Below are 15,568 nucleotides of genomic sequence, written 5' to 3'. Positions count from 1 at the left end.
CGAAACTCATCTGCATCCCCCAGGAGCCTCACTGCGAGCCACCGTAGAACGCCTTCCCGAGAATGTCCGGCGAATGGACGAAAAGCGCGCAATGTGCGTTGTTCCTGCGCGCAGTGTGCTTTACGTTCCGCGGCTCGCCGAGCCGAGGAACGTGGATAGGCTTGCTGCCATGTCCGATCGCTTCCTCGTCAACGCGGTCGGGGCCGTCATCGAGATCGACGCCTCTCAGCGCGATGAAGACTTCCGAGCTCGCGCCCTCGCGGCGTGGGTCGACGCACTCCACAACGGTGATCGCGTCGCCGATGCGGTCGCCGTCGTCCCCGCCGACACGGAGGATGCCGCAGCGTTGTCCGCGCTCTCGACCGACGTCACGATGAAAGCCCTCGCGCACCGCCGACACGACCCGGTCTGGATGCTGCACGCCGCCGGACTCGCCACCGACGACGGTCGTGTCGTAGTGCTCAGCGCGGCATCCGGCACGGGCAAGACGACGGCGGCCCGGCACCTCTCCCAGCGCTACGCCTACGTGAGCGACGAGACCATCGGCATCGACGACAGCGGACGCATCGTGCCGTACCGCAAGCCGCTGTCGATCATCGAACAGGCCGCCGTTCCCAAGGCTCAGCTCGCGCTTTCGAGCATCGGCGGATCGCACCCGCTCCCCGACGAGCTCCGCGTCGCGAAGATCGTCGTGATCGATCGGTCACCAGAGGGCCCAGAAGAGCCTGAGGTCGAACCGCTGGACATCGCCGACGCCCTGGCGCTGTTGGGCCCGCAGACCAGCTATCTCTCCGACGGCCCCGCACCCCTGCAGCGGATCGCTGCGCTGCTCGCGGCCACCGGCGGCGCCGTGCGCCTGCGCTACCGGGAGGTTTCGGGCATCGACGGGATCATCGACGATCTGCTCGACGTGGAGCCTGCTCCAGTGCCACCGATCGCGACCGGAGTCGTGCCCGCGGCCGATATGTCAGCGGCCGATACGTCAGCGCCCGATGCCTACCGCCGCGCGGAGACGGTCGACGAGCTGGTGCTCGATCAGCGCGTCGTCGTGCTGCGTCGGACACCGACCGGGGGACAGGTGCAGGTCCTCGACGGCATCGGTCCGACGATCTGGACCGCGACCGCCGGCGGAAGCACGCTCGCCCAGATCGTCGACGCGGTGGTCGCCGCGCACGGAGAGCCCGCGGACGGAGACCCCGCGTCGATCGTGCAGACGGCCGTGCAGGTGCTCGTCGACGATGGACTCCTGCTGCCGCCTCAGACCCCGAGCGGGCCTCAGACCTGAGCGGGCCTCAGACCTGAGCGGTGCCGCGCCGGCGCACGCCGGGTTCGGCCTCGGACTGCGTGCTCGCGTCGTCGTCCTTCGCGTAGCGCTCGTAGGCTCCGTAGTACTCGCGTCCGTAGTACGCCGACTCCGCACCCTTGCGGGGCACGCGGTTCAGCACCACGCCGAGCACCCGGCCCGTCGTGCGGGTGATGTTGTCGATCGCACGCTGCAGCATGTCGAAGGTGGTCTTCCCCGAGGAGACGACGATCAGCACGCCGTCCGCGCCGGCGGCCAGCACCGCGGCGTCGGTCACCGGCAGCACCGGCGGCGAGTCCAGGATGACGATCGCCGACTTGCTGATCTCCGCCAGGAAATCGCGCATGCGCTGCGACCCGAGCAGCTCGCTGGGGTTCGGCGGGATGCGCCCCGCGCCGACCACGGCCAGCGGGATGTCGCGGGATGGCCGATGCGCCACGTCCTGCAGTTCGGCACGACCCGCGAGCACGTCGGTGAGACCGACATCGTGGGACATCCCGAAGATGTCGGCGATCACCGGACGACGAAGGTCGCAGTCGATGAGGATGGCCCACTGTCCGGCGGCGGCGAGACTGGAGGCGAGGTTGACCGAGACGGTCGACTTGCCGTCTCCGGGCACGGAACTGGTGACCACGATCACGCGCGGCGGGTTGTCGACGTCGATGAACTGCAGGTTCGTGCGCAGCTCGCGCATCGACTCGATGAGGTGGTGCGACACCCCGTGCTGCGATTCGAGCGAGAAGTCGATCACCTGTCGCTCGTCGGCGATCGACTTCTCGAGCGGCAGGGTGCCGATGACCGAGACGCCCGTCTCGCGCTCGATGTCGCGAGGATGACGCACGCGACGGTCGACGGTGTGCCGCACGAACGCGTAGACGAGGCCGAGGGCGAGCCCGGCGAGAGCGCCGATGATCACGTTCAGCCGGGTGTTCGGAGACGACGGGCTGCTGGGGAGCCGCGCGGAGTCGCCCACGATGAGGGAGATGGCCGCGGGCGTCTCGGCCGTGCCGCCCTCGAGTTTCTCGATCTCGATCGCCATGCCGTCGAGCCAGGCCTGCGCGAGCGCCTGCGCCGACTCCGGCGTCGACCCGGTGGCCGTGACCTTCAAGGCAGTGGTGTCGATCGGGTTCGTCACCGTGACACGGTTCACCAGCGCGTCGGGCGAGGCATCGAGGTCGAGTTCGTCGATCGCGTGCTCGGCGACCGCCCGCCAGGAGCCGAGGTTGAGGTACGACTTCACGCGGCTCTGGGCGAGCTGGTTGCCGACCAGCGCGGAACCGCTCGTGCCGTCGCCGCCCACGGCCGTCACGATGCCGGTCGTATCGGCCGAGTACACCCGCGGCTGCAGGGAGCTCCAGCCGAACGCCAGCGCCGCGCCGACGAGCGTTGCGGCGACGATGACGATCCAATGCGCACGCAGAATGCGCGCGTAGTCTCTCAGTTCCAACTCTTCATCCCCTCGCACATCCCGCGGGGAGGTCGGGATGCAGACATGAGAATGAGCATACGGCGAACACCTCTCCGCCGGAGGCGCACACGGCTCACTTCAGAGCAGCACGCACGATGCGTTCGACCTCGACCAGTGCGGGAGTCAGCTCCGCCGCCGACCGGGCGTAGGTCTCGCGGGACCGACGGTACGGGTCGATCACGTCGTCGTCCTCGCCCGAAGAAGGGGTGACCCCACGCTGATCGTTGACCGCGCGCAGCACAGCGGCGAACCGATCGTGAGGGGACGAGCCGGCTGCATCGGCCGCAGCGCGGGCGTCGTCAGTGCTCAACGTCGACGCGAGGCGGGCGAACTCGCGGACCGTGAACGTGCGACGAAGCCGATTCGGCATCATCTTGACCACGTGCGACCGATGCTCGCGCGCCATGGTGAGCACGAGGTCGGCGTCCTCGAGGAGAGGGTCGACCAGGTATCGGGCCAGATGGGCGGATGCCGTCGCGGGATCGACGCCGGCCTGCGCGGCCAGCTCGAGAGCCTGCTCGGGCATGCCGTGACCCACGAGGGCGTGGGTCCCCGCGCTGTGCACGCGCACTCCGAGGGGTTCGAGGTCGGCCCGCAGCATGACCTCGGCGAGCGGCGACCGGCAGATGTTGCCGGTGCACACGGTGAGGATGGTGAGCTGCGACGTCGGAGCGTCCGACTCCGGTGCGCCCAGGATCGCGGCGAGGGGTGCGGAATCCTCTGCGGGGGTCGACGCGGGAACGACGGGTGCGGACGGCCCGTCCGTGGCGGTGGCGGAGTTCTGTCGCTCGCGCCATTCCCGGCGGCTCATACCTGCCGGGGGTCCATCGTCGTGCGGGGGGTTCACGCCACCAGCCTAGGGCTCCTCGCGGGCCGGGCCGGCAGGATCAGGACGAGCAGGGCCGCGATCACGCCGCCCACGAGCGTTCCGAGACTGTTCGCGATCACATCGGAGATCGTGGGGAATCGCGAGGGCATGAGCCCCTGGACCGACTCGATCAGACCGCTCATCAGCGCGCCGATCAGCACCACCTGCCACAGCCGCAGGCGCGACCAGGCGAACGGGAGCAGGAACCCCACCGGGACGAAGAGCGCGACGTTCGCGAGGAACTCGAACACCACGGCGCTCTGATAGTAGGGAGCGATGCCGGCTTCCGACACCCACCGGGCCATCACCCCGACCAGACCGGTGACCTTCGCCGAGACGTTCGCCGGCAGCCACACCGTGAAGCCGATGAAGAGCAGGTAGCCGACGAGTGCGATCCGGGCCGTCGCAGCCCCGGCGCGGACGGGAGCAGCGGTGGCGGAGGGCATGCCGTCATGGTAGCCGCGGCACCCCGGTGCGGCTCTCAGCTTCGGTCGTCGCTCCAGCTCAACTGCTCGATGTAGCGCAGCAGCACACCCTCGCGCAGCGCCCACGGCGACACCTCGAGCTCCTCCACCTTCAGCGCCGTCATCGCGGCATGCAGCGACACCGCCGCCGCCACGATCTGGAACGTGCGATCCGGGGTGATGCCGGGAAGCTCCTGCCGAGCCGACGCGGGCAGCCGCGCCAGCCGCGGGATCCACGAGCCCAGCGATGCCCGGGGGAGGAGCATTCGTTCGGTCCCCGACCACCCGGGCGCCGGGTAGCCGACCAGCCGCGCCAGGGAGCGGATGGCCTTCGACGAGCCGACGACGTGGTCTGGCCGGGGGAGCGCGGCGAACTGCGGCAGGACCGCGGCGAGCGTCTCGGCCGCGTGGATGCGCAGCTTCTCGACATCAGCCTCGCCTGGTGGGTCGTTCGGCAGGAATTGCACGGTCATGCGTCCGGCACCGAGGGGCACGGATGCCGCGGCATCGGGCATCTCCTCCGCGCCCGCGGCGATCTCCAGCGACCCTCCGCCGATGTCGAGGAGCAGCAGCTGTCCCGCCGACCAGCCGACCCAGCGGCGCACGGCGAGGAACGTCAGCTCGGCCTCGGTCTCGCCGTCGAGCACCTGGAGCGGCTGCCCGAGAGCCGCCTCGATGCGGGCGATCAGCTCGGCTCCGTTGCGCGCGTCGCGCACCGCGCTCGTGGCCGTCGCGAGCAGCGCATCCACCCGTTCGGTCTCGGCGACGCGGCGGGCCTGCGCGACCGCGGCTTCGAGCGCGACCACGCCCTCCTCCGAGATCGCGCCGTCGGGCGTGAGGTAGCGCATGAGGCGCAGCACCGTCCTGTCGCTCGTCGTCGCGAGCGGACGTCCACCGGGGCGGACGTCGGCCGCCAGCATGTGGACGGTGTTGGATCCGATGTCGAGGACTCCCAGGCGCACGGGAAGAGACTACTCGCGCCCGGAGCCGTCATCGCGCTCGTATCGTATGGCTGCCCTCGGGAACAGGGCGCCGACACGGTTCGTCACACATGGCAACAGATCGACCTGCCCGAAATGCGACTCACAGCAGATCGATAATCTCGCGCCATGCCCGACAGCACCGTCCTCCTGCCCATCGCAGCGCTCGCCGTCACCGTCGTCGCGTTCGTCGGCATCGCCCTGCTGCGTCGCCGCGGTGCGGGATTCACCTCGCTCGTCCTGATCGCGCTGGGTGTCGGCATCGGGATCGGGATCGCCTTCCGCGACGGTCTCGAGTACGTCGCCGTGCTGGGCGACCTCTACGTGCAGGTGATCACGGCGATCGTGGCTCCGCTGATATTCATCTCGATCCTCTCCAGCGTCACCTCGCTGGGCTCGGCCGTGAAGCTGCGCACGATCGGGTTGTCGAGCGCCTTCTGGCTGCTCCTCACCAACGCGATCGCCATCGTCCTCACCCTCGCCATCGCGCTGAGCGTCGGACTCGGCCAAGGCGTGCAGCTCGATCTGCAGGAGGGCAGCGGCGACACGCTGACCGGGCTGATAAAGCCGCTCGACGAGGTGCTGCTCGGCCTGTTCCCCTCGAACATCGCCGGCGACTTCGTCAGCAACAACATCACCGGCATCATCCTGTTCGCCCTGCTCTTCGCCGTCGCCTACCTGGTGGCCAATAGGGGGGACGACCCGAACCTGCGCTCGTTCAAGAGCGTGATCGACGGGACCAAGAAGGTCATCATGACCGCGGTGGGCTTCATCATCGAGCTCACCCCGTATGCGGTGCTCGCCCTCGTGGCCACGACGACCGCGACCGCCGTCACGCGCATCGAGACCGTGCTCGCGCTGCTCCTGGTGCTCGTGCTGGCGCTCGGGATCGCGTTCATCGACGCCTACGTCGTGAACGGCGTCCTGCTCCGGGTGTTCGCCGACGTGAATCCGATCCGGTGGTTCCGGCTGCTGACCCCCGCCCAGTACACCGCGTTCACGACCCAGTCGAGTGTGGGGACGCTTCCGCTGACCATCCCCACCCTCACCCGTAAGGTCGGCGTTCCCGAGGACGTGGCCGCGTTCACCGCCCCGATCGGCACGACCATCGGGATGCCGGGATGCGCCGGCATCTGGCCGATCATCGTCGCCGTCTTCTCGATCAACGTCCTCGGCATCCAGTACTCGGCATGGGACTACGTGGCGCTCGCCGGCTTGTGCCTGCTCGTCTCGCTCGGCACCGCCGGTGTTCCCGGGACCGCGATCATCACCGCCACCGCGGTGCTCAGCGCATCCGGATTGCCCGTCGAGGTGCTGGTCGTGCTCATCCCCATCAGCGCCGTCGCCGGGACCGCGTCGACCATGGCCAACGTCACCGCTGCGGCGACGGTGGCGACGATCGTCGCCCGCCGCCTCGGAAAGCTCGACGACGCCGTCTTCCGGGGCGAGCGTCCGCCCGTCGAGAGCCCGGCCGAGCCCGTCTCCCGACGCGAGCGCCGCCGTGCCCAGACCGGTCCCACACCCGTCGTCTCCGACCTCGGCATCCCCGCCGACCTCCCCATCGGGCAGTGCGAGCTGCCCGCCGCCCGTCCGATCCACGAGAGAGTCTCCCGATGAAATCCGTCCGCCGTTCCCGGCTGCTGTCCGCCCTCGCGGTCTCCGCCGCGTTCCTGCTCGCCCCGATCGCGATCCCGACCGCCGCTCACGCCGCGGGCGACGTCTGCGACCTGTGCTCGATCAACTTCGACCTGGGAGCCTGCGAGGGCCTCGGCGGCTACCCCTACGACTCGACGGTGGAGGCGCCCCCGGCGGCGATCTCCGGCGGTGGCGGAGGCGCGCCCAAGCCCGCGCCTGCTCCTGCCCCCGCTCCCGCGCCGAAGCCGGCACCCGCCCCGGCTCCCGCACCCAAGCCCGCGCAGCCGCCCGCGACGGGCAACGACAAGCCCGCGGCCGGCACGTCGAACTCCACTTCCACCACGACCACGACCACGAACACGAGCACGGAGAAGGCAGCGGTCGCGGCTACCGTTCCGACGGCGCCGACCGGCCTCTCCCACGAGGTCGACGGAGCGACGCTCGCCCTCGCCTGGACGGCTCCGGCCGACGGCGGCTCCGCGCTCACCGGCTACAAGCTGATCCTGAACGAGGGCACGCCGATCGCCCTTCCGGCAGATGCCACCGAGTACGAGATCGAGCTCGGCGAGGGCACGTACGACCTCACGCTGATCGCGACGAACGCCGTGGGCGATTCGCCCGCGTCTGAGTCGATCGAGGGCGTCGAGATCGCCGCCGAGGAGCCGGAGACGGCGGAGACCGCGAAGCCCGCCGCCGCCGATGCGCCCGTGCAAGCCGGGATCCCGCTGGCGGCGCCGCTGACGCTCGGCGGCATCGTCATCATCGCCGGCGGGCTGCTCACCTGGTGGTGGCTGCGTCGTCGCGCGACGATCGGTGCGTCCGTCCCGGCCGCGGCATCCGACGACGGCACCCCCATCCTCTGACCCGAACACACACACGTAGCGAGAACAGGAAACCCTCAACATGTCCACAGCAGCACGAGGCAGACGCCTCGCCGCCGGGTCCGTCATCGCGGCTCTCGTCGCGGGCGGAGCCGTGGGGCTCACCGCCCTCCCGGCAGCAGCCGCCCCCGCCCCGGCGCTCGACTACTTCGCCGACACCATCCCCGGCCTCCGCGCCGGCTCGGTGTTCGAGTCCGTGACGTTCGAGCGGTTCGAGAGCCTCCTGAACAGCGACGGCACGTACGCGTTCCTGCTCGGCGGCCCGAGCGATCCGACCACGCTCGCCACCGCGCCGCAGATCGACCAGGTCGCTCAGCAGTACGGCGTCGATGCGATCTACACGTTCGACCCGCTCCTGGACGGCGAATCCGTCGACATCCGCACCTTCGTGACGGGAGTGGCCGGCGAGGCCGCCGGTGCGCTCTACACGCGCCTCGTCGACGGCTACCTGAACAAGGACGCGACTCCGGAGTTCGGCGCGGGGACCGACCCCTACCTCTTCGTCTACGACGGCGACCGGCAGGTGGCGGGCGTCGAGGACCGCATCGTCTCGTCTCTCGGCGGGAGCGAGGACGCCACCTCGGCGGCGACGGACGGATACCGGCAGAAGGTGGCGTCGGTGTTCGACGCGGTCGCGGTGAACGGCCAGGCGAAGCTGGACACCCAGTCGCAGTACGAGTTCTTCTCGACCGCGGTCAACTCCCGCCACCGTGCGGCGTACAGCAGCAACCTCGCCGCCTACGGCGAGACCATCTTCACGGACGCGGACGCCGAAGACTTCGTGCTCCAGTCGATCACATACCCCGAGCTCGTCGACCTGCTCGAGTCGGACGGGGAGCACACGATCCTGTTCGGCGGCACCTGGTGCCACAACACCCGCGCCGTGATCCGCGACGTGAACCACAAGGCCGCGGAGTCCGGCGTGCAGACCGTGTACATGTTCGACCTGCGCCTGGACGGCTGGAGCGGGGCGAACGCGCACATCCGCGACACCAACTCGTCGATCGCCCATCTCTACGGCGACCTGGTGCAGAAGCACCTCCCGAACCTCAAGACGCAGTACGTGCTCGACGGCAGTGCCGGTCAGCGCGTCGAATACCACCCCGGCGGCGACACCTCCGCCGCGAAGGTGGCCGCCCGCAAGCTGCAGGTCCCGTACCTGTTCGACTACGACGGCTCCGCAACGGCGGCCCCCGTCACGAAGAACTGGATCCAGGACAACGGCCAGGCCGGCTTCCGCGAGTACATGACCGAGTGGTGGTGGATCTCCGACCTGCAGGGCCCCGCGAAGCGGCCGAACCAGACGGATGAGCAGTACGCGGCCGGCCGCGCGACGAGCCTCGCCTTCGCCGACGAGGCGCTCGTGAAGCTCGACGAGTTCTTCGGCCTGGGCGTCGAGCCCGTGGCGACCGCTCCCGCAGCGCCGTCGGCTCCGACGGTGACCGCCGTGGGCGATGCGGTCACGGTCAGCTGGGCCGCGCCGGCATCCGACGGCGGATCGCCGCTCACCGGGTACTCCGTCACGCTCGGCTCGACCACCGTCGCCATCGCGGCCGGGGTCACCAGCCACACCTTCACCGGGGTCGCGGTCGGCACCCACACGGCATCCGTGACGGCGCTGAACTCGGTCGGCAGCTCGCCGGCTTCCGCCACCGCTTCCGTCGTCGTCGGTGGCGACCAGCCCGGTGAAGGCGAGCCGGGCGGCGGCGAGGAGGGCGAGCTCCCCGTGGCAGGGGAGGCCTCGGTCACCGTGACCGGCGACCTGCGTCCCGGTGGCGAGATCCGCGTCGAGGGAGAAGGTATCGACCCCGAATCCGACGCCGTGCGCATCGAGCTGCACTCCGTGCCCACCGTGCTCGGCAGCACGACCGCCGCGGCCGACGGCACGTTCGCGCTGAACGCCACGATCCCGGCATCCATCCCGGCCGGTGGCCACGCGGTCGTCGTGTTCGTGGACGGCGTCGAGGTGGCTCGCACCTCCGTGACGCTGGCCGCATCGGGTCTGGCGAACACGGGAGCCGATGCCGGGCTGCTGATCGCGGGCGGCGTGACCGCCCTGGTGCTGCTCGGCGCCGGCGGACTGCTGGTGGCCCGCCGTCGGGCGGCGTCGGCATCCTGACGCACGCACGTCACACCCGGACGCCCCTTCCCTCCCGCGGGGGAAGGGGCGTCCGCGCATCCCGGGCGCGAGCACGCGGATACGATGTACTCCGTGACCACCGTCGACCCCACGCTGCCGCTGTCGCCCTATCGGGAGATCGGCCGCGCGGAATGGGCCCGGCTCGCCGCCGGACTGGAGCAACCGCTCACCGAGACCGAGGTCGTGGAGCTGCGCGGCATCGGCGACCGGCTCTCCCTCACCGAGGTGCGCGAGGTGTACCTGCCGCTGAGTCGTCTACTCAGCCTCTATGCGACCGCGACCAAGCGTCTGGGGGCGGCGACCTCGTCGTTCCTCCAGGAGGACGACACCACCACCCCGTTCGTCGTCGGCGTCGCCGGATCGGTCGCGGTCGGCAAGTCGACCATCGCGCGCCTGCTGCGCGAGCTCATGAGCCGTTGGCCCGGCACGCCGCGCGTCGAGCTGGTGACCACCGACGGCTTCCTCTATCCGAACGCCGAGCTCGAGCGTCGCGGGATCATGGACCGCAAGGGCTTCCCGGAGTCGTACGACCGCCGCGCGCTGATCGAGTTCCTGACGAACGTGAAGAGCGGTGCGACCGAGGTGCGCGCCCCGTTCTATTCGCACATGCGCTACGACATCGTGCCGGACGCCAACGTCGTGGTCCGTCGTCCCGACGTCGTCATCGTCGAGGGACTCAACGTGCTCCAGCCGCCGCCGGCCCCGAACGACGTCGCCGTGAGCGACCTGTTCGACTTCTCGATCTTCGTCGACGCCGAGACCTCGCACATCGAGAAGTGGTACGTCGACCGCTTCCTCGCCCTGCGTCAGGCCGCGTTCGCGAATCCCTCCTCCTACTTCAACGTGTTCGCGCACCTCACGGACGAGGAGGCGATCACGACGGCGCTCGGATATTGGAATGAGATCAACATGCCCAACCTCGTCGAGAACGTGATGCCGACGCGGCACCGTGCGCGACTGGTGCTGCGCAAGGGCGCGGATCACGACGTGGAGAGCGTTCTGCTGCGCAAACTCTGAGCGCCGTCGGGGGCGGGAGAATGTACGGACGACTCGCAAAAAACCCGCCTTACTCTTGATCCCATGTGTGGAATCGTCGGATACGTGGGCCCGCGCCCCAGCCAGGACATCCTTCTCGCCGGTCTCGCCCGGCTCGAGTACCGCGGCTATGACTCCGCGGGTGTCGCCGTGATCGACGGCGACGGCTCGCTCGGCATGCGCAAGAAGGCGGGCAAGCTCGCCATGCTGCGCGACTCGCTCGCCGACGCGCCGCTGCCCGACGGGTCGACCGGCATCGGTCACACCCGCTGGGCGACGCACGGCGGCCCGACCGACGTCAACGCGCACCCGCACCTGGCCGACGACGACAAGCTCGCGGTCATCCACAACGGCATCATCGAGAACTTCTCGGCCCTGCGCGAAGAGCTGCTCGCCGACGGCGTGGTGTTCCGCAGCGAGACCGACACCGAGGTCGCGGCCGCTCTGCTCGGGCGCGAGTACGCCGGCAACGGCGGCGACCTGCAGCTGGCTTTCCGCAGCGTAGTCAACCGCCTCGAAGGCGCCTTCACCCTCCTCGCGATGCACCAGGACCACCCGGGCCTCGTGGTCGGCGCCCGCCGCAACTCCCCGCTCGTGATCGGGCTCGGCGAGGGCGAGAACTTCCTCGGCTCCGATGTCGCCGCGTTCATCGAATACACCCGCAAGGCGCTGTCGATCGGACAGGACCAGATCGTCTCGATCACGCCGGAGGCCGTCACGGTCACCGACTTCGCCGGCACGCCCGTCGAGGCGGAGCCGTTCGACGTGTCGTGGGACGCCGCCGCCGCCGAGAAGGGCGGATGGTCGAGCTTCATGGCCAAGGAGGTCTCCGAGCAGCCCGAGGCCGTCGCGAACACGATCCGCGGACGCATCCAGGACGGCCAGGTCGTCATCCCCGAGCTCGACGGACTCGACGAGCTGTTCATCGGCATCAACCGCGTCATCATCACCGCCTGCGGCACCGCGTCCTATGCGGCGCTCGTCGGCAAGTACGCGATCGAGCAGTGGGCGCGCGTCGCGGTCGACGTCGAGCTCGCGCACGAGTTCCGCTACCGTGACCCGGTGATCGGAGCCGACACGCTCGTCGTCTCGATCAGCCAGTCCGGCGAGACCATGGACACGCTGATGGCCGTGAAGTACGCCCGCGAGCGCGGCGCACGCACGCTGTCGGTCTGCAACACGCAGGGCGCCACGATCCCGCGCGAGTCGGATGCCGTCGTCTACACCCACGCCGGACCCGAGGTCGCCGTCGCCTCGACCAAGGCGTTCTCGGCGCAGATCACCGCGCTGCTGCTGCTCGGCCTGCACATGGGCCGTGTGCGCGGGGCGATCGCCGACGCATCGACCGACGTGGCCGAGCTCGCAGCTCTCCCGGAGAAGATCGCGAAGGTCCTCGAGAGCGAGCAGGAGCACGTCACCCAGCTGGCCGGCTGGATGGCCGACACCCGTTCGGTGCTGTTCCTCGGTCGCCACGTGGGCTACCCGATCGCGCTCGAGGGTGCGCTCAAGCTCAAGGAGATCTCGTACATCCACGCCGAGGGCTTCGCCGCCGGCGAGCTCAAGCACGGACCGATCGCGCTCATCGAGCCGGGACAGCCGGTGTTCGTGCTGGTGCCGTCGCCGCGTCACTCCGCGCTCGTGCACTCCAAGGTCGTCTCGAACATCCAGGAGATCCGCGCCCGCGGTGCCCGCGTGATCGTGATCGCCGAAGAGGGCGACGCCGCCGTGCTGCCGTTCGCCGACGAGGTCATCCACATCCCGCTGGCCGGCGCGATGTTCGAGCCGCTGCTCGCCGTCGTGCCGCTGCAGATCTTCGCGATGGCGCTCGCCACCGCCAAGGGACTCGACGTCGACCAGCCCCGTAACCTCGCGAAGTCGGTCACGGTCGAGTAAGCCCCTCGACGCATCGCTGCGAATGGCCTCGTTTCCACGGAAACGAGGCCATTCGCACGATTCCGCCGGGATACAGGATCGGTAGGCTGAACGAGTGATCATCGGCACCGGCATCGACCTCGTGGACATCCCGCGATTCGAGCGGACGATGGCCCGCACGCCGCGCCTGCGGGAGCGGCTCTTCGCCCCCTCCGAGCGCACGCTGCGCCTTCCCTCGCTCGCGGCGAGATATGCCGCCAAAGAGGCGCTCATCAAGGCGCTCGGCGGTTCCGACGGCGTGCACTGGACCGAGATCGAGATCGCCTCCGAGCCGTCGGGTCGCCCGCACTTCGTCCTCAGCGGTTCGACCGCCGCAGTCGTCGAGGAGCGGGGCATCCGCACGCTGCATCTGACCCTCACCCACGACGCCGGTCTCGCCGCGGCGTTCGTCGTCGCCGAAGGAGCCCCGCTGTGACCGTCCCCTTCCGCGAGGCGACCATCGACCTCGATGCCATCGCCGACAACGTGCGGCACTTCCGCCGACTCACCGGCGTCGAGGTCATCGCCGTCATCAAAGCCAACGCCTACGGGCACGGTGCTGCGGCCACCGCGGTCGCCGCACTCTCCGCCGGTGCCACGCGCCTCGGCGTCGCCGAGATCCCCGAAGCGCTCGAACTGCGCAGGCAGGGCGTGCACGCGCCCCTCATGGCGTGGCTGCACGCACCGGGGGAGCGGTTCGAGCACGCGGCCGCACAGGACATCGAGATCGGCATCTCCTCCTTCGACCAGCTCGAAGCGGCAGCCGCGGCCGCCTCGGTCGACCGACCGGTGGGTGTGCACCTCAAGTTCGAGACCGGACTCTCGCGCAACGGCATCGCCCCGGCCGACTGGGGGCGCGTGCTCGCCGAAGCCGCGCGACTCGAACGCATCGGACGGCTGCGCGTCGTCGGCCTGTTCAGCCACCTCTCGAACACCTCCGCGGACGACGACAGGTCGGCGCTCGCGAAGTTCCAAGAGGGCGTCGCCGCGGCGGCATCGTTCGGCATCCATCCGGAGATCCGCCACATCGCCGCCACCGCCGCGGCCATCGACCTGCCCGAGATGCGACTCGACGCCGTGCGCATCGGTGTCGGCCTGTACGGCCTGTCTCCGTTCGACGACCGCAGCTCCGCCGAACTCGGACTGCGACCAGCCATGACGCTCCGCGGAGCGATCGCCGCCGTGCGCAGAGTGCCGGCGGGTACCGGCGTCTCGTACGGCTACGACCACCGCACCGACCGCGACACGACGCTGGTCCTCGTGCCTCTCGGATACGCCGACGGCGTGCCGCGGAGCGCATCGGGGAAGCTCCCCGTCTCGATCGGCGGACGCCGTTTCGTGAACGTCGGGCGGATCGCGATGGACCAGTTCGTCGTCGACGTCGGCGACACCCCGGTCTCGATCGGCGACGAGGTCGTGCTCTTCGGCGACCCCACCCTCGGCGTGCCCTCCGCCGCCGATTGGGCTGCGGCGGCCGACACCATCAACTACGAGATCGTCACGCGCATCGGCCCCCGAGTTCCCCGGCGGGCATCATGAGCCTCGACCCGGCCTTCCTCGGCCGACGGGAGATCGCGACGACCGAGGCGATGGAACAGCTGGGGTTCCGCATCGGCGAGCAGCTGGAGGCGGGTGACCTCCTGATCCTCACCGGCCCCCTCGGCGCCGGGAAGACCACCTTCACCCGCGGTCTCGCCGAAGGGCTCGGGGTGCGCGGTCCCGTGCAGAGCCCGACCTTCGTGATCGCACGCACCCATCCGTCCCTCATCGGCCGGGCCCCGCTCGTGCACGTCGACGCTTACCGCCTCGGGTCGGCAGCCGAGCTCGACGACCTCGACCTGGACCTGGAGCACTCGGTGGTCGTGATCGAGTGGGGACGCGGCATGGCGGAAGAGCTCGCCGATTCATGGTGGGACATCGAGCTGGAGCGGCCGGTCGGCACCTCCGACCTCGATCCCGCCGAGCTCGATCCCGCGGAGCTCGACGCCGACGCCCCGCGGATCGTGACCATCATGCGCGAGGAGATCACGTGACGGCGGCTGCGCGAACCCCGCTCGTCGCGGTCATCATCGAAGACGACCCCGGGGTCCGCTCGCTCCTGGACGAGGTGTTCCTCGCCGCCGGGTTCGAGACCCACCTCGCCGGGTCCGGCCCGGAGGGCATCGCAGCGATCGAGCAGCACCGCCCCGTGATCACCACGCTCGACATCAATCTCCCCGGCATCGACGGGTTCGAGGTCGCCCGACGCATCCGCCGGGTGAGCGACACCTTCATCATCATGCTGTCTGCGCTCTCCGACGAGTCGGACGTGGTCCTGGGGCTCACCTCCGGTGCCGACGAATACCTCGTCAAGCCGTTCCGGCCGCGGGAGCTGCGCGCGCGCATCCAGGCGCTCCTCCGGCGCCCCCACATCGCCGAGATCCACCCGGACACCTCGCCGGCCCCGACCCCGACCGTCGAGCACGAGCCGTCGACCGAAGGCGCCACCGTCCTGACGTGGCGAGGTCTGGTGCACCGCGACCTCAGCCTCGACCTGGACACGCATCTCGTGCTGGTCGGGCAGAAGCGGATCGACCTCACGCCGACCGAGTTCGACCTGCTCGCGGCGATCCTCGATGCCCGGCTCCGAGTGCTCAGCAAGGCGGATCTCGCGCGCGGACTGCGGGGCGCACCCGACGGCGCGAACGACTACGTGAGCGAACCCGACAAACGCGCGATCGAGACGCACATCGCGAATCTGCGGCGCAAACTCGGCGACAGCTCGTCGAGACCGCGCTACATCGAGACCGTGCGCGGAGTCGGCTACCGACTCGCCTCTGCCGACGACAGATCGGGCTGACCGGGGCGGAGCCGCGGTTCCCCAACCGCGGCCCCGATGCCTGC

The 15,568-nt window shown here is 70.0% G+C and carries 14 protein-coding genes; 10 read left to right on the top strand and 4 right to left on the bottom strand.

All coding sequences use genetic code 11. From position 1 onward, the window contains the following. Positions 1-169 precede the first annotated feature (169 nt). Positions 170-1,285, top strand: a complete 1,116-nt coding sequence (locus tag DW298_RS12645) for a hypothetical protein (protein ID WP_136042828.1) — start codon at positions 170-172, stop codon at positions 1,283-1,285. Positions 1,286-1,292: 7 nt separating this feature from the next. On the opposite strand, the gene DW298_RS12640 is transcribed toward DW298_RS12645, so the two are convergent. The 4 genes from DW298_RS12640 to DW298_RS12625 form a co-directional block, all read right to left on the bottom strand. After that, positions 1,293-2,750 (bottom strand): polysaccharide biosynthesis tyrosine autokinase, encoded by a 1,458-nt coding sequence (locus tag DW298_RS12640; RefSeq protein WP_136042827.1) that lies wholly within the window; start codon positions 2,748-2,750, stop codon positions 1,293-1,295. A gap of 94 nt (positions 2,751-2,844) precedes the next feature. Beyond that, positions 2,845-3,618 carry a low molecular weight phosphatase family protein gene (locus DW298_RS12635; RefSeq protein WP_240745121.1) on the bottom strand — a complete coding sequence of 258 codons (774 nt, stop codon included), beginning with the start codon at positions 3,616-3,618 and terminating at the stop codon, positions 2,845-2,847. Then, positions 3,615-4,085, bottom strand: coding sequence for a VanZ family protein (locus DW298_RS12630; protein ID WP_136042826.1), 471 nt, complete (start codon positions 4,083-4,085; stop codon positions 3,615-3,617). Before DW298_RS12630 ends, DW298_RS12635 begins: the two co-directional genes overlap by 4 nt. Positions 4,086-4,120: 35 nt before the next feature. After that, the gene (locus tag DW298_RS12625) at positions 4,121-5,065 is read right to left on the bottom strand and encodes a Ppx/GppA family phosphatase (protein ID WP_136042825.1); all 945 of its coding nucleotides are present in this window, start codon (positions 5,063-5,065) and stop codon (positions 4,121-4,123) included. A gap of 147 nt (positions 5,066-5,212) precedes the next feature. Here DW298_RS12625 and DW298_RS12620 point away from each other — a divergent pair, with 147 nt between their 5' ends. The 9 genes from DW298_RS12620 (at position 5,213) to DW298_RS12575 (ending at position 15,524) form a co-directional block, all read left to right on the top strand. Then, positions 5,213-6,700 carry a dicarboxylate/amino acid:cation symporter gene (locus tag DW298_RS12620; protein ID WP_136042824.1) on the top strand — a complete coding sequence of 496 codons (1,488 nt, stop codon included), beginning with the start codon at positions 5,213-5,215 and terminating at the stop codon, positions 6,698-6,700. Then, positions 6,697-7,581, top strand: coding sequence for a fibronectin type III domain-containing protein (locus DW298_RS19365; RefSeq protein ID WP_168429562.1), 885 nt, complete (start codon positions 6,697-6,699; stop codon positions 7,579-7,581). The genes DW298_RS12620 and DW298_RS19365 overlap by 4 nt, the downstream gene beginning before the upstream one ends. Positions 7,582-7,621: 40 nt before the next feature. Further along, positions 7,622-9,718, top strand: coding sequence for a fibronectin type III domain-containing protein (locus DW298_RS12605; RefSeq protein WP_136042822.1), 2,097 nt, complete (start codon positions 7,622-7,624; stop codon positions 9,716-9,718). Positions 9,719-9,802: 84 nt separating this feature from the next. Beyond that, the gene (gene coaA / locus DW298_RS12600) at positions 9,803-10,756 is read left to right on the top strand and encodes a type I pantothenate kinase (RefSeq protein WP_136042821.1); all 954 of its coding nucleotides are present in this window, start codon (positions 9,803-9,805) and stop codon (positions 10,754-10,756) included. Positions 10,757-10,819: 63 nt separating this feature from the next. Continuing rightward, a complete protein-coding gene (gene glmS / locus DW298_RS12595; protein WP_136042820.1) occupies positions 10,820-12,667 on the top strand; it encodes a glutamine--fructose-6-phosphate transaminase (isomerizing) in 1,848 nt (615 codons plus the stop codon). A 94-nt stretch (positions 12,668-12,761) separates the two neighbouring features. Further along, positions 12,762-13,121 carry a holo-ACP synthase gene (locus DW298_RS12590; RefSeq protein WP_136042819.1) on the top strand — a complete coding sequence of 120 codons (360 nt, stop codon included), beginning with the start codon at positions 12,762-12,764 and terminating at the stop codon, positions 13,119-13,121. Further along, positions 13,118-14,224 (top strand): alanine racemase, encoded by a 1,107-nt coding sequence (alr, locus tag DW298_RS12585; RefSeq protein WP_136042818.1) that lies wholly within the window; start codon positions 13,118-13,120, stop codon positions 14,222-14,224. Before DW298_RS12590 ends, alr begins: the two co-directional genes overlap by 4 nt. After that, positions 14,221-14,718: a tRNA (adenosine(37)-N6)-threonylcarbamoyltransferase complex ATPase subunit type 1 TsaE gene (tsaE, locus tag DW298_RS12580; protein WP_136042817.1), complete on the top strand. Its 498-nt coding sequence runs from the start codon at positions 14,221-14,223 to the stop codon at positions 14,716-14,718. Before alr ends, tsaE begins: the two co-directional genes overlap by 4 nt. Beyond that, the gene (locus DW298_RS12575) at positions 14,715-15,524 is read left to right on the top strand and encodes a response regulator transcription factor (protein WP_136042816.1); all 810 of its coding nucleotides are present in this window, start codon (positions 14,715-14,717) and stop codon (positions 15,522-15,524) included. The genes tsaE and DW298_RS12575 overlap by 4 nt, the downstream gene beginning before the upstream one ends. Positions 15,525-15,568: the final 44 nt, after the last annotated feature.

Origin of the sequence: Microbacterium sp. A20, assembly GCF_004794515.1 — a bacterium.
GTDB lineage: Bacteria > Actinomycetota > Actinomycetes > Actinomycetales > Microbacteriaceae > Microbacterium.
This window is presented reverse-complemented; position numbering and strand designations above follow the sequence as displayed.

What these genes read in the sequence shown, in the direction of transcription:
- DW298_RS12645 (WP_136042828.1), top strand. Translation starts at nt 170, where the DNA reads ATGTCCGATCGCTTCCTCGTCAACGCGGTCGGGGCCGTCATCGAGATC.
- DW298_RS12630 (WP_136042826.1), bottom strand. Translation starts at nt 4,085, where the DNA reads ATGCCCTCCGCCACCGCTGCTCCCGTCCGCGCCGGGGCTGCGACGGCC.
- DW298_RS12620 (WP_136042824.1), top strand. Translation starts at nt 5,213, where the DNA reads ATGCCCGACAGCACCGTCCTCCTGCCCATCGCAGCGCTCGCCGTCACC.
- DW298_RS19365 (WP_168429562.1), top strand. Translation starts at nt 6,697, where the DNA reads ATGAAATCCGTCCGCCGTTCCCGGCTGCTGTCCGCCCTCGCGGTCTCC.
- DW298_RS12605 (WP_136042822.1), top strand. Translation starts at nt 7,622, where the DNA reads ATGTCCACAGCAGCACGAGGCAGACGCCTCGCCGCCGGGTCCGTCATC.
- coaA (WP_136042821.1), top strand. Translation starts at nt 9,803, where the DNA reads ATGTACTCCGTGACCACCGTCGACCCCACGCTGCCGCTGTCGCCCTAT.
- glmS (WP_136042820.1), top strand. Translation starts at nt 10,820, where the DNA reads ATGTGTGGAATCGTCGGATACGTGGGCCCGCGCCCCAGCCAGGACATC.
- tsaE (WP_136042817.1), top strand. Translation starts at nt 14,221, where the DNA reads ATGAGCCTCGACCCGGCCTTCCTCGGCCGACGGGAGATCGCGACGACC.